General features: G+C 33.0%; 11 protein-coding genes. All 11 read left to right on the top strand.

Annotated elements, in window-relative coordinates:
• The first annotated feature begins 31 nt into the window (after positions 1-31).
• Entirely contained in the window at positions 32-2,281 is a 2,250-nt protein-coding gene (locus CO726_RS08980) for an alginate lyase family protein (protein WP_099684021.1), read from the top strand.
• 257 nt (positions 2,282-2,538) lie between these two features.
• The gene (locus CO726_RS08985) at positions 2,539-3,813 is read left to right on the top strand and encodes a polymerase (protein WP_099684172.1); all 1,275 of its coding nucleotides are present in this window, start codon (positions 2,539-2,541) and stop codon (positions 3,811-3,813) included.
• Positions 3,785-4,936: a GumK N-terminal domain-containing glycosyltransferase gene (locus CO726_RS08990; protein WP_099684022.1), complete on the top strand. Its 1,152-nt coding sequence runs from the start codon at positions 3,785-3,787 to the stop codon at positions 4,934-4,936. The genes CO726_RS08985 and CO726_RS08990 overlap by 29 nt, the downstream gene beginning before the upstream one ends.
• Positions 4,937-4,946: 10 nt before the next feature.
• A complete protein-coding gene (locus tag CO726_RS08995) occupies positions 4,947-6,041 on the top strand; it encodes a glycosyltransferase (protein ID WP_099684023.1) in 1,095 nt (364 codons plus the stop codon).
• Complete coding sequence (locus tag CO726_RS09000) at positions 6,038-7,162, top strand: glycosyltransferase family 4 protein (RefSeq protein WP_099684024.1); 1,125 nt, start codon at positions 6,038-6,040, stop codon at positions 7,160-7,162. Before CO726_RS08995 ends, CO726_RS09000 begins: the two co-directional genes overlap by 4 nt.
• Before the next feature lie 47 nt (positions 7,163-7,209).
• On the top strand, positions 7,210-8,589 hold the full coding sequence (locus CO726_RS09005; RefSeq protein ID WP_099684025.1) for a sugar phosphate nucleotidyltransferase: 1,380 nt from the start codon (positions 7,210-7,212) through the stop codon (positions 8,587-8,589).
• A gap of 29 nt (positions 8,590-8,618) precedes the next feature.
• The gene (gene manA, locus CO726_RS09010; RefSeq protein ID WP_099684026.1) at positions 8,619-9,566 is read left to right on the top strand and encodes a mannose-6-phosphate isomerase, class I; all 948 of its coding nucleotides are present in this window, start codon (positions 8,619-8,621) and stop codon (positions 9,564-9,566) included.
• Between the two features lie 111 nt (positions 9,567-9,677).
• Entirely contained in the window at positions 9,678-10,592 is a 915-nt protein-coding gene (gene tagU, locus CO726_RS09015) for a polyisoprenyl-teichoic acid--peptidoglycan teichoic acid transferase TagU (protein WP_099684027.1), read from the top strand.
• A 98-nt stretch (positions 10,593-10,690) separates the two neighbouring features.
• The gene (locus CO726_RS09020; RefSeq protein WP_099684028.1) at positions 10,691-11,509 is read left to right on the top strand and encodes an SGNH/GDSL hydrolase family protein; all 819 of its coding nucleotides are present in this window, start codon (positions 10,691-10,693) and stop codon (positions 11,507-11,509) included.
• Between the two features lie 87 nt (positions 11,510-11,596).
• Positions 11,597-12,589 (top strand): UDP-glucose 4-epimerase GalE, encoded by a 993-nt coding sequence (galE, locus tag CO726_RS09025; RefSeq protein WP_099684029.1) that lies wholly within the window; start codon positions 11,597-11,599, stop codon positions 12,587-12,589.
• A 127-nt stretch (positions 12,590-12,716) separates the two neighbouring features.
• On the top strand, positions 12,717-13,388 hold the full coding sequence (locus CO726_RS09030) for a response regulator transcription factor (protein ID WP_099684030.1): 672 nt from the start codon (positions 12,717-12,719) through the stop codon (positions 13,386-13,388).
• Positions 13,389-13,393: the final 5 nt, after the last annotated feature.

Consider the following 13,393-nt stretch of genomic DNA (forward strand, 5'->3'; position numbering starts at 1 on the left):
AGAGATCATATAAATAGGAGAAGAATCTTTTATGCCTTATTATTTAAAAAAGGTTAAGGAATTAACCCCTAAAGAAGTAGTAGATAAAGTTAGCAAGAAAGTGAAAAATAAAATACTAAAAAAAACAGAGGAGTTAGTAGATAGGCATACTTCTACGTATTCCCAAAACATTAATGGTTATGAAATTGAAAGTCTATTATCCGAGTACGTAATATATGATTTCTCTGATGCAGAAATCTTACAAGTCCAAGAAATATCATCATTATATCTTAATCATTACTTTGATTTATTAGGGTCTGGTTGGGAGAATATAAAATATAACATGGACTGCAAAGGAATAGAAGAATTTAAATATAACGCGCCTGTAGTAGATTTAAATAATAATATTACAGGCCTTATTAATGAAAAAAATAGGCAATATAGTAAACGTTTGAGGAATATGATATCAACTCAATATATTCCAATTGATTGGCGCTTAGATTTTAAGTCAGGTTATTATTGGGATTCACATATACATTATTCGAAAGTTTCCTATGGAAAGCATGTAGGAGTAGATGTTAAAATCCCGTGGGAATTATCACGTATGCAGCATCTAGTTCAATATGTTTGGGCATATTTACTAGCAAAGCAAGGAAAAAAGGGTTTCAAAGAACCTGAAGTATATGTGAAAGAATTTCAGGATGAAGTACTAGATTTTATCTCTATGAATCCTCCTAAATTTGGTGTGAATTGGGTTTGTACTATGGACGTTGCAATCCGAGCGGCAAATTGGCTACTGGTTTATGATTTATTTAGGGTACATGGTGTGACTTTTTCTCAAGAATTCCAAAAAGTATTTTGTCTCTCTATATATGATCACGGAAAATTTATCTATAATCATTTAGAACGTGATGGTGAGGTACGCAATAATCATTACTATTCCAATATTGTAGGGCTATTTTTTATTGCAGCATATTTACCGGTAACAGGGGAAACAAAAGAATGGCTGTGTTTCGCATTTCAAGAAAATATTCAAGAGATGCAGGCACAATTTTATAAAGATGGAGCAAATTTTGAGCAGTCAACAGCATATCATCGCTTATCAGGGGAATTAGCACTATATGCGACTTCTTTAGGATATGCATTGTCAGAAACTAAAAAAGATATTTTAAGAAAATATAGTATAGAGAAACACCTTTCAATTTGTAAGAAGAAAGGTTTTAATCATGATACAAAAGGTTTTTGGAAAGTGCAAGAAGATATATTGTTTCCTGATTGGTATATAGATAGATTAGAAAAAATTGCAGAATTTACTATGGATATAACTAAGCCTAATAAAGAAATTATCCAATTTGGTGATAATGATAGCGGCCGTTTTTTTAAGATACAACCAATATACCAGAAAATGTATGTAAAAAATGCTAAAGAGTTATATTTAAATTTAAAAAATTATAATGCACTTGATGATGATAAAATCTATTGGGATGAGAAATTTTTAGACCATCGCTATTTAGTAGCTGGAATTAATGCTTTTTTTGAAAGAGCTGATTTTTATCAGTATGTCAATGGGGAATCGATAGAATACAAGATAGTAAAAGATTTAATACAAGGAAGAGTTAAAGAGAAAAATAAACAAAGCCAACATATAAACTATAAAAATATGTCGATAAATCTATTAAATAAAGTAGATGAGAAAAATATAAGTTTGTTTAAAGAAAAATCACAATTTGTTGAATATGTATATCCAGCAAATTTGAACCTGATAGATAACATGAAAATTATTTCTTATCCCGAGTTTGGTATGTACATTTACACTTCAAATAATTTGTATTTAGCAATTAAATGTGGACCTCTTGGAAGTGATGGGAAAGGTAGTCATGATCATAATGACCAGCTTAGTATTGAATTGACAATTGATGGGAAAGAAATTATAAAAGATCCTGGAACGTATTTATATACAGCTATTCCTGAAAAAAGAAACTTATTCAGATCTACAAGTGCACATTTCACAATTCAAATGGATAATAAAGAGCAAAATGATTATTATCATGGGTTACCAGGATTATTTATGTTAAAAGAAAATACAGAAAGCAAATGTTTAGGGTTTGATTTAACAAGATTTATAGGATGCCATAGTGGATTTGGAGAGAAAGTATATAGAGTTATAGACATTTTGCATGATAGAGTAGTTATTTCTGATTATGGTTCTAATCAAAGGATTAAGTATTTTAATTATTATTCGAGTGGTTATGGGAAAATAATTTGCCTAACTGGAGATAATATGATAAAGATCAATAATTAGATTGTTTATAGAGTAGAAATAGATGGGATCTAAAGTAATGATTATCAAGTAATTGTATACATGTATGTTTTAAATATGCTTCTTTCTATTATGTAAAAGTATATTTTTAGGAAAGGGAAGTTATATTTATGGTATTTGTCATAAACAGATTCATTATTTATCACATCCATAGCTCAATATTTTATTGAAAAAGGCAATAAGTATAGGTGACTATTGTTTATCAGGATAAGAATTTAAATAATTTAATTGTAGTTAGGATGATTAATTTGCAAAACCATAAAGTTATTACAAATAAACTGGCTTTAAAAATCTACATATTCTTAGCTGCTTTTTTAGCTTTTTTAACGCTAGAACCTTTTTTTGTATGGGGAAATAAATTAAAAGAGGTAGTAGGGTGTTTTTATGTCGCTTATTTTCTGTTGATTTCCGTTAAATATAAGATTATTTCAAGAGAAAATATAAAATTAGCATTTTATACAATTTTTTTAGTGTTGTTATATAGTTTTAGGTATGAGGAAATATATAAAATTTTGTATAGCTTTTTATTTTTATGCGCTGTACTTATACCGTTTGTATTAATAACAAACAAAATGAAGTTAAAAATTTATGATTTTTTTATTAAAATAATAGCTGTTTCGTATATTCCTGCAATAATTGTTGCCTTTTTACTACTATTGGGGATTGACTTGAGTTGGGATAATTTAATTAGTTACTCTACAAGTAAATCTCATTATCGACAATATTTATGGAGTGCTAACTACGCAGTATATTATGGATTTTCTGAGCAATACTTTTTTTCTTATGGAGGGAGTATTGATAGAATATGTGCGATGTTTAATGAACCTGGTGTAGTTGGAACAGTAAGTGCTTTGATTTTAATCTCCAAGAAATTCAAATTGGATAGGTTATACGAAAAAATAATTTTAGTGGCGGGAATTCTTTCTTTATCCATGGCTTTTTATTTGCTAATAGGTTTGTATATTATAGCAAAAAATAAAAAATATTTTGTCCTATGTTTCATTGCATACATTTTAATTTTTGCACTCACGCCAAAGGATTCATATTTATATAATAGAATACTTTATCGCTTTGAAATAAATTCAGATGGTGTAGCGGGAAATAACCGAACAAACGAAGGATTTGAGTATCTATATAAAGATTTTAAGGCAGGAGGTATAAAAGAACAGTTATTTGGAATGGGAGAAAAGGAATACTTCCAAAAAGCTCTAAATTATAAATCAGAGGCATTATCTTGGAAGACTTTTACCGTTATCAACGGTTATTTTCTTTTAATAGTCCATTCCTTGTTCTTTTTATATATTGGCCTTAAAGAAAGGTGTAAAATAGCATTTGTTTTTACCATGTTTTATTTTATGTCTTTGTATCAAAGGCCTTTCGACTTCTCATTAGGATATTGGTTAATATTTTTTGCTGGTATTCTATACAGTTTAAATAAAGAAGAAAATACAGTTGATAATAAAAGTTTATCGAGGGGAAATTTAAATGAAGAAAAAAGCATTATTTGCAACTAGTAACTATTGGAATTCACCATTCCAAGTAGGTACTCATCATATTGCTAAAGAATTAGTGAGAAAAGGGTGGGAAATTGCTTATATTTCAGCACCAATCTCTCCTATTCATCGAATGTTCTCACCTACTAAGGAATTCTATGACCGATATGAGATTTATAAAAAAGGTGGGGAAACTTTTGAGGACGGAAAGGTCTGGTCGTACGTGCCTGGGGCCTTATTGACACCAAATAATAAACCTATTTTAAGAAGTGAAATTATATACAATCATTGGAATAAACTCGGGTATCCTAATATAAAAAGGTTAATAGAACTTAAAAATTTTAAGGAAGTGGACTTACTTTATTTTGATAATGGTCTCCAAAATTACTTGTTAGATTTTATAAGTTATAAAAAATCAGTTTTTAGGATGGCAGATAAAAACTCTGGTTTTTCTAATAGTACAAAAGCACTAGAGAAAGCAGAAACAAAGTTATCTCAAAGTGTAGATCGAGTTTTATATACTGCACATACGTTAGAGGATCATGTAAATAGTTTAAAACCTAAAGATACATTATATTTCCCAAACGGTGTTAACTTAGCTCACTTTTTAGAAAAAAAAGAGCAACCTGTTGAATATAAATCTATTGATAAACCAATTATTGTTTATGTAGGTGCTATAGAAGAATGGTTTGATTTTAACTTATTTAATGAGATGGCTAAAAGAATGCCAGACTTTGCTTTTGTAGTAATAGGTCCTGATAAATTAGCTAAGCAGTATATTAATGAAATTGAGAATGTTCATATTTTAGGTAGAAGGAGTTATGATCAACTCCCAGCATATCTTCAATATGCTAACGTAGGGATTATACCTTTTAATGTTAAAGAGTACGCTCATTTGTTAGATTATGTAAATCCGTTAAAGTTGTATGAATATATGGTTTCAGGTATTCCAGTAGTTAGTAGCAAATGGAAAGAGTTGGAGTTAATAAATAGTCCAGCGCAATTAGCTGAAAACCTAGATCAATTTATAGACGCCATTAAAGAAGCGGCGAGAGATATGGATAAAGAAAAATATATTAGCTTTGCAAAACAACATAGCTGGACTAGTAGGGTAGATAATTTGCTAGCAGAAGTATTAGAATAGGTGATTAATTGTGAAAAAAAAGGTGCTATTAATAACAGTTAGAGCAGATTATGGTGGAGGACCTGAACATGTATATCGGTTGATAAAAAATATGGATACCAATATAGAGTATTATGTCGCTTGTCCAGAAGAAGAACCATATTGGGATAAATATATACAACTATTGGGTGAAGAGAAGTTAATAAAAATTCCGCATAGAAAATTTACATTGAAATATTATTTGGAAATACTAAGATTTGTAAAGAAAAATAATATTGATATTATTCATTCACATGGAAAGGGAGCAGGTATTTACAGTCGATTATTAAAAGTTTTTGCTCCAAAAAATATAAAGATAGTACATACTTTTCATGGTATACATTTAGATTATAAGAATCTTATAAATCAAATTTATATTTTTATAGAGAGATTTTTATCTTATTTCACAGATGCTTTTATTTGTGTGTCAGATGGGGAACGAGATAAAGTAAATAATGTGAAATTAGTTCAAAATAATAAACTCAATGTTATTGTAAATGGTGTGGAGATTCCAAAAGATCATGTAGTTAATAATAATCAAATTTTTAACATCGTTTCAGTTACAAGGTTTGATAATCAAAAAAACTCAAGAAAATCTATAGAAATAATGGAAAACCTCATTAAAAGGCATGGATATGAAGAATCTACTTTAACTTTTATAGGTCAAGGACCTCAAGTAAGCGAATTACAAGATTATGTGAATATGAGGAAGTTGGAGAGGAATATTATCTTTTTTGGCCCTACTCAAAATGTAATAGAAGAAATGCAGAAGTATAATATGTACTTGTCATCCGCAAAGTGGGAAGGTATGCCTTTAGCGGTATTAGAGGCAATGTCATTGGGATTACCTGCGGTCTTGTCTAATGTAGTTGGAAACCGTGATATTGTAGAACATGGTAAGGATGGTTATTTATACGAATTAGATGATACGGATAAAATAGTTGACTTGATAGTTCAATTAAAAGATGAAAAATGGAATTATATGTCGACTAAAGCAAGAGAAAAGGTTGTTAGTAAATATAGTGTGCAACAAATGGTAAAAGGTACAAAACAAATATATTCTAAGATTAGTGGTGTTTCTAAATGAAGATAGCAATTGTACATGATTGGTTTGTGACATATGCGGGAGCTGAAAAAGTTGTAGAACAAATGCTAGATGTTTTTCCAGAAGCGGATTTATTTAGTGTTGTAGATCATCTAGGAGAAAATAGGGGGTTTATAAAAAATAAGGAAGTGAAAACCACTTTTATCCAAAAATTACCTTTCTCGAAGAAAAAATATAGAAATTATTTACCATTAATGCCGTTGGCAATTGAACAATTAGATTTATCCCAATACGATGTAATTCTTTCCAGCTCACATGCTGTAGCAAAAGGTGTCTTAACTGGTCCAGATCAGATACATATTTCATATGTACATTCGCCTATCCGTTATGCTTGGGATTTGCAACATCAGTATTTGAGAGAATCTAAATTAGACAAAGGAATAAAAGGGTTAATAACAAAATCCATTTTGCATAAGGTTAGAAATTGGGATTACCGTACTGCAAATGGTGTTGATTATTTCATTGGTAATTCAAATTTTATTGGGCGTAGAATATGGAAGGTATATAGAAGAAAATCAGAGGTAATATATCCGCCTGTTGATATTTCTGCATTTACGTTACATGAACAAAAAGAAGATTTTTATTTAACAGCATCACGTATGGTCCCATATAAAAAAATTGATTTAATTGTAGAGGCCTTTGCAAATATGCCAGATAAAAAGTTGGTTGTTATTGGAGATGGGCCAGATTTTGAAAAGGTGAAAGCTAAGGCTAAAGGTAATATTCAAATTTTAGGTTATCAATCATTTGAGGTACTTAAAGATCATATGCAACGTGCAAAAGGCTTTGTATTTGCTGCAGAAGAGGATTTTGGCATTACACCAGTAGAGGCACAGGCTTGTGGTACACCTGTTATTACATATGGTAAGGGTGGCGCTACAGAAACTGTTTTGGATTTAAATCATGAGAAACCGACTGGTCTATTCTTTAAAGAGCAGACTGTTGAAAGTATTGTTGAGAAGATTAATGAATTTGAAAGAAGTTATAATAAGTTTACTCCATCTAACTGTAGGGAAAATGCTATAAGATTTTCTCCAGAGAGATTTAGAGAAGAGATTAGAAGTATTGTGGAGGAAAAATATAAAGAAAAATTTCTAGGGTGAGGAGATAAGATCTTCCCCTTTTTTATTTCTTGTAAGGGAGTGGAAATATGAAATTAATACTATTATCTGGTGGTTCAGGCAAACGTCTATGGCCATTATCAAATGATTCACGTTCTAAGCAATTTTTAAAAGTACTTAAAAATGAGAATGATGAAATGCAATCTATGGTTCAAAGGGTATGGGGACAATTAACAAGCCTAGGGGTTGAAAATGATGCAGTTATTGCTACAAGTAAATCTCAAGTAGATATGATTAATAGTCAGCTAGGAAATAATGTACCTATTATCACCGAGCCAGAACGCCGTGATACATTCCCGGCAATTGCTCTTGCTGCTTCATATCTATACTCTAAAGAGCATGTTGATTTGGATGAGATTGTAGGTGTATTACCGGTAGATCCATACGTAGAAAATAGTTTCTTTGAAAGGCTATTAGATTTGGAAAAGACACTAAACTCTTCAAATGCGGATCTAGGTTTAATGGGGATTACTCCTACATATCCATCTGAAAAATACGGTTATATTGTTCCAAATGTAGAGAAAAGCACACAGGAACTTATTCAAGTAAGTCATTTTAAAGAAAAGCCAGCTACAGCAGAGGCGGAAGAACTACTAAAACAAAATGCACTTTGGAACAGCGGTGTATTTGCATTTAAATTAGATAAAATTATCTCCCTATTAGATCAGAAAGGACTTCCTGTCCAATATGATGTGTTAGTTCAACAATATGCAAGTTTACCAAAGATAAGTTTTGACTATGAAGTAGTAGAGAAAACAGAAAATATTGTTGCACTTCCTTATAATGGTTCATGGAAAGATCTTGGAACTTGGAATACTCTTACAGAAGAAATGGGAACGAACATCCTTGGTAAAGGAAATATGGGGGGTGAGTGTGAGCAAAACCATATTATTAATGAGCTGGATATCCCAGTTTCTGTATTAGGTCTTTCTAACATAATTGTAGCTGCTAGCCCAGATGGTATTTTAGTTTCAGAAAAAGATGCCAGCCCTCGAGTAAAAGAATTAGTAGGGGATTGGGATCAAAGACCAATGTATGAAGAGCGTCGCTGGGGTTGGTACCGTGTACTAGATCACACTAAATATGATGATGGAAACGAAGTATTAACGAAGCGTATTGGTATTACAGCTAGTAAAAATTTAAGCTATCAATATCATAATAATAGAAGTGAAGTTTGGACAGTTGTAAAAGGTGAAGGTATTTTTGTATTAGATGAAGAAATACGAGTTGTTCGCCCTGGGGATGTGCTGGAAATTCAACCTGGACAGAAGCATGCAATTAAAGCTGTTACAGACTTAGAATTTATTGAAGTGCAATCAGGAAGTGAATTAATTGAGGAAGATATTGTCCGGATTTATATGCAATGGAACGAGATAGAGGAAGCTTGTTATTTAAAAAGTAAAAATTAGTAGTAAGTGCAACTAGAGGTGGAGTCATTTTGTATAAAGAACCATTATTTTTTCAACCAGTATTACAGGAGCGGATTTGGGGAGGGGAATCTTTAAAAGAATTTAATTATGAGTTACCTTCACAAACTACTGGTGAATGCTGGGGAATTTCTGCTCATTTAAATGGACCGAGTATCGTAAAGAGCGGTAAATATAAAGGTTTAACATTGAAGCAGCTATGGGATGAACATAGAGCATTATTCGGGAACTATCAAGCTGAGCAGTTCCCTTTATTAACTAAAATCTTAGATGCAAAAAAAGACTTATCCGTACAAGTACATCCTAATGATGAGTTTGCTAACATATATGAGCATGGTGAATTAGGGAAGACAGAGTGCTGGTATATTATTGATTGTAAAGAAGATGCTGAAATAGTATATGGGCATACTGCTCAAACCAAGGAAGAATTTAAGGAAATGGTTGAGCGGGGGAAATGGGATCAATTACTTCAGCGAAAAAAAATCCAACCGGGTGAATTTTTTTATGTACCAAGCGGAACTATCCATGCGTTATGTGAAGGTACATTAGTATTGGAAACACAGCAAAGTTCAGATACGACATATCGTGTGTATGATTATGGTCGTGTTGATGCTGATGGGAACAAGCGAGAATTACATGTCGAAAAATCAATTGCCGTATCAATGATTCCTCATGAAGATTATAAAGTCTATCCTGAGATTGAAAAAGAGAATGGCGTCATTGTTACTAAATATGTACAAGAAAAGTATTTTTCAGTTTATAAATGGGAAATTCAAATAGAATCATCTTTTCAACAGAATCAACCATTTCAATTAATAAGTGTAATTGAAGGTGAAGCAATTTTAATAACTGTAAGTGGAGAATTTCGTATAAAAAAAGGAGATCACTTTATTCTTCCTGGCGGAGTTGAAAGTTTTGTTGTAAAAGGAAATGTGACTTTAATTGTCTCTCATCCTTAGGATAGGTCACATTAATTTTGTGATTTCACTTTATCATTTAGTATTATTGCTATAATATAATGAAGAAGTCTTAGTATTTTATTTGTAATTATAAGCAAAGAGGGTATAGAAATGAAAAAGAAAATTTTATTTTGGATTCTCGGTATAATTGGAGTGCTCATTATTGGTGGTGGAGCGTATGCTTACCATGTTTATTCTAATGTATCTAATACGTTAGATGCTGTGCATAAACCGTTAAATCGTGAAAAGTCAGATAAGCGATCAGAAAAAGTAGATGTAGCAGATAAAAAACCGATCTCGATTTTGTTAATGGGAAGTGATCAACGAAAAGATGAGATAGGACGATCAGATTCTTTAATGTTGTTTACCTTAAATCCAAAGACAAAGTCTATGAAAATCACAAGTATACCACGTGACTCTTATACAGAAATTGTTGGGAAAGGTAAAAAAGATAAGATTAACCATGCTTATGCATTTGGTGGTATCGATATGGCTGTGAAAACAGTTGAGAATTTTCTTAATGTACCAGTTGATCATTATATTGAAGTAAATATGGCTGGTTTTAAAGATATTGTGGATGCTGTTGGTGGAGTGGATATTAATAATGATATGGACTTTACAATTGATGGCGTTCATTATGCAAAAGGTGACTTACATTTAAAGGGAGATAAAGCATTACTATATTCTAGAATGAGATATCAAGACCCACGCGGTGATTTTGGTCGTCAAATGCGTCAACGTCAAGTTATCCAAGCGGTAATTAAAAAAGGTGCAAGTGTATCTTCTCTAGCAAGTTACGGTGATGTATTAAAAGCAATTGAGAAAAATGTTAAAACAAGTTTAACTCAAGAGCAAATGTTTGATATTCAAAAGAACTATAAAGATTGCATGCAGAACAGTGAAGAAATCCAAATCCCAGGCGATGGCCACAAAGCCGCTGATGGTATTTGGTACTATTATGTTCCAGATGCTGCAAAACAAGATTTAACGAACAAATTAAGAGCGCATCTTGAATTGACTAAGTAATGTGTAATAACCCAACTCCTTTGGTAAGAGTTGGGTTTATTTTTGCATGGATTTATATTAGTATTATATGTTGTGAGATTAATAGATGAGGTGAATCGATGAATAAGAAAGCAGTACTTGTCCTATTTATTTTTGTATTGTTTGTCGCTTCGGTTGTGAGTGGTAAATTATACTGGAATAAGAAGATTGCGAATGCGACAGGACAGACGAGTGAAATAACGAAAACAAAGTCTGAAGTGAAAGATAGCGGAGCGAAGAAGACAGAGAAAAAACAAGATGAGAAGTCATCTTTTAATGAAGCATATGCGAAGAATTTACCAGATGCAGTGAAAGAGAAGCTAAAGAAAGCTGCTGAGGATAAAAAGGCAGTAAATCTTGTTATTGTTGGTGATGAAGCTTCTTCATCTGAAAAAGATGCTTGGGCAGCTAAGTTAACGGCTAATTTAGAGACTGCTTACGGTAAAGGTTTATGGAATGTGACGGTAAAGGAATATAAGGGTGAAAGCACAGAAGAGTTAATCGCAAATAAGCGTGATAAAGAGATTGCGAAAGATAATCCAGATGTGATTTTATTCGAACCACCGTTTATTACTGACAATGGTAAAACTGGTAATGGAAACTCTGTAGCGAGTACACAGAAATTTGTACAAGCACTTTCTACTAGTGCAAAGGGTGCTACGATTATGATTCAACCACCAAACCCAGTGTATGGTGCGAAGAATTATCCGAAGGCAATTGAGGCGTTAAAGCAATTTGCGACGCAAAATGGCTATACATATGTAGATCATTGGGGAGTATGGCCTGATGCAACAACAAAGGCTATCCTGCCATACTTAACAGAAGAGTTCGGTTTCCCAAGTGCTAAAGGCCACGAGGTTTGGGCACAATATGTAACGGATTATTTCGTTGCTAAGTAATAAAGGTACACAAAAGGTATACGAGTAATCGTATACCTTTTATAATAAGAGAGTGAATAAGAAATCCTAATATATAGGAGGAAGACAATGAATTCAATTCTAATCTGCGGCGGAGCTGGTTATATCGGTTCTCACGCTGTGAAAAAATTAGTAGACGAAGGCTTATCTGTAGTAGTAGTAGATAACTTACAAACTGGTCATGAGGATGCAATTACGGAAGGTGCGAAGTTTTATAATGGCGACCTTCGTGATAAAGCGTTTTTAAGAGATGTTTTTACACAAGAAAATATTGAGGCGGTTATGCATTTCGCAGCTGATTCTTTAGTTGGAGTTAGTATGGAGAAGCCTCTTCAATATTATAATAATAATGTGTATGGTGCACTTTGTTTATTAGAGGTAATGGATGAGTTTAAGGTAGATAAGTTTATTTTCTCTTCTACTGCGGCAACGTATGGTGAGGTAGATGTGGACCTTATTACTGAGGAAACGATGACAAATCCAACGAATACGTATGGAGAAACGAAGTTAGCAATCGAGAAGATGCTTCATTGGTATAGCCAAGCTTCTAATTTACGTTATAAGATTTTCAGATACTTTAACGTGGCTGGTGCAACTCCAAATGGTATTATTGGGGAAGATCACCGTCCAGAGACGCATTTAATTCCTCTTGTATTGCAAGTGGCGTTAGGTCAACGTGAGAAGATTATGATGTTTGGTGATGACTATAATACACCAGATGGTACTTGTATCCGTGATTATATTCATGTTGAAGATTTAGTGGCAGCTCACTTCTTAGGGCTTAAAGACCTACAGAACGGCGGAGAGAGTGATTTCTATAACTTAGGAAATGGTAATGGTTTCAGTGTAAAAGAAATCGTTGATGCAGTTCGTGAAGTTACAAATCATGAAATCCCAGCTGAAGTAGCACCACGTCGTGCGGGAGATCCAGCACGTTTAGTTGCTTCTTCTCAGAAAGCGAAAGCGAAGTTAGGATGGGATCCTCAGTATGTAAATGTGAAGACAATCATTGAGCATGCTTGGAATTGGCATCAGAAGAAACCTAATGGGTATGATAAATAAAGTGAAACTTTAATCAGTGAAAGAGAGAGTATCGTCGACAAAATATGTTCGACAATACCCTCTCTTTTTTTATAAGATTTTTGCTATACTAAACTGTACTATAATACAGGGTGGAAGGAGGAGAATAATGAAAATACTTGTAGTGGATGATGAATCGAGTATTCGTAATTTGATTCGGATGCAGCTTGAGATGGAAGGATACGAAGTGTTGACTGCGGCTGACGGGAGAGAAGCTTTAGAGAGATGGAAGGAAGGGCCGGATGTATTGATTTTGGATGTTATGCTTCCAGATACAGATGGGTATGAATTACTTCGTCTGTTCCGTGAGAAGGATAGGGATATTCCCGTCCTCATGTTAACTGCGAAGAGTCAGATGAATGATAAATTGCTTGGTTTGCAGCTTGGGGCGGATGATTATGTGACGAAACCTTTCAATTATGCGGAGCTTATTCTTCGTGTAAAGAATATGAGCAGGCGTGTGAAGAAAGAGGGGGAAGCTGTAAGGCACGAGATCATTCGAGCTGGAGAGTTAATAATTTATCCTAAGGAAAGAAAAGTGCATGTTAGTGGACAAGAGATTCAGTTAACGTACCGAGAGTTTAATTTATGTCAGTTGTTTGTTTCAAATCCGCAGCGTGTATTTATGAGAGATGAGTTGCTTGAGAAAGTATGGGGATTTGAGTATATCGGGAATACGAGAGCGGTTGATATTATGGTGCAAAGACTGCGGAAGAAGCTAGGGAATAGCGGGGAATATATTAAGACAATTTATGGCGTTGGCTATAAACTGGATTGTTAAGTGGT

The organism is Bacillus fungorum (assembly GCF_002746455.1).
Classification (GTDB): Bacteria; Bacillota; Bacilli; order Bacillales; family Bacillaceae_G; genus Bacillus_A; species Bacillus_A fungorum.

What these genes read in the sequence shown, in the direction of transcription:
- CO726_RS08980 (WP_099684021.1), top strand. Translation starts at nt 32, where the DNA reads ATGCCTTATTATTTAAAAAAGGTTAAGGAATTAACCCCTAAAGAAGTA.
- CO726_RS08985 (WP_099684172.1), top strand. Translation starts at nt 2,539, where the DNA reads ATGATTAATTTGCAAAACCATAAAGTTATTACAAATAAACTGGCTTTA.
- CO726_RS08990 (WP_099684022.1), top strand. Translation starts at nt 3,785, where the DNA reads ATGAAGAAAAAAGCATTATTTGCAACTAGTAACTATTGGAATTCACCA.
- CO726_RS09000 (WP_099684024.1), top strand. Translation starts at nt 6,038, where the DNA reads ATGAAGATAGCAATTGTACATGATTGGTTTGTGACATATGCGGGAGCT.
- CO726_RS09005 (WP_099684025.1), top strand. Translation starts at nt 7,210, where the DNA reads ATGAAATTAATACTATTATCTGGTGGTTCAGGCAAACGTCTATGGCCA.
- tagU (WP_099684027.1), top strand. Translation starts at nt 9,678, where the DNA reads ATGAAAAAGAAAATTTTATTTTGGATTCTCGGTATAATTGGAGTGCTC.
- CO726_RS09020 (WP_099684028.1), top strand. Translation starts at nt 10,691, where the DNA reads ATGAATAAGAAAGCAGTACTTGTCCTATTTATTTTTGTATTGTTTGTC.
- galE (WP_099684029.1), top strand. Translation starts at nt 11,597, where the DNA reads ATGAATTCAATTCTAATCTGCGGCGGAGCTGGTTATATCGGTTCTCAC.
- CO726_RS09030 (WP_099684030.1), top strand. Translation starts at nt 12,717, where the DNA reads ATGAAAATACTTGTAGTGGATGATGAATCGAGTATTCGTAATTTGATT.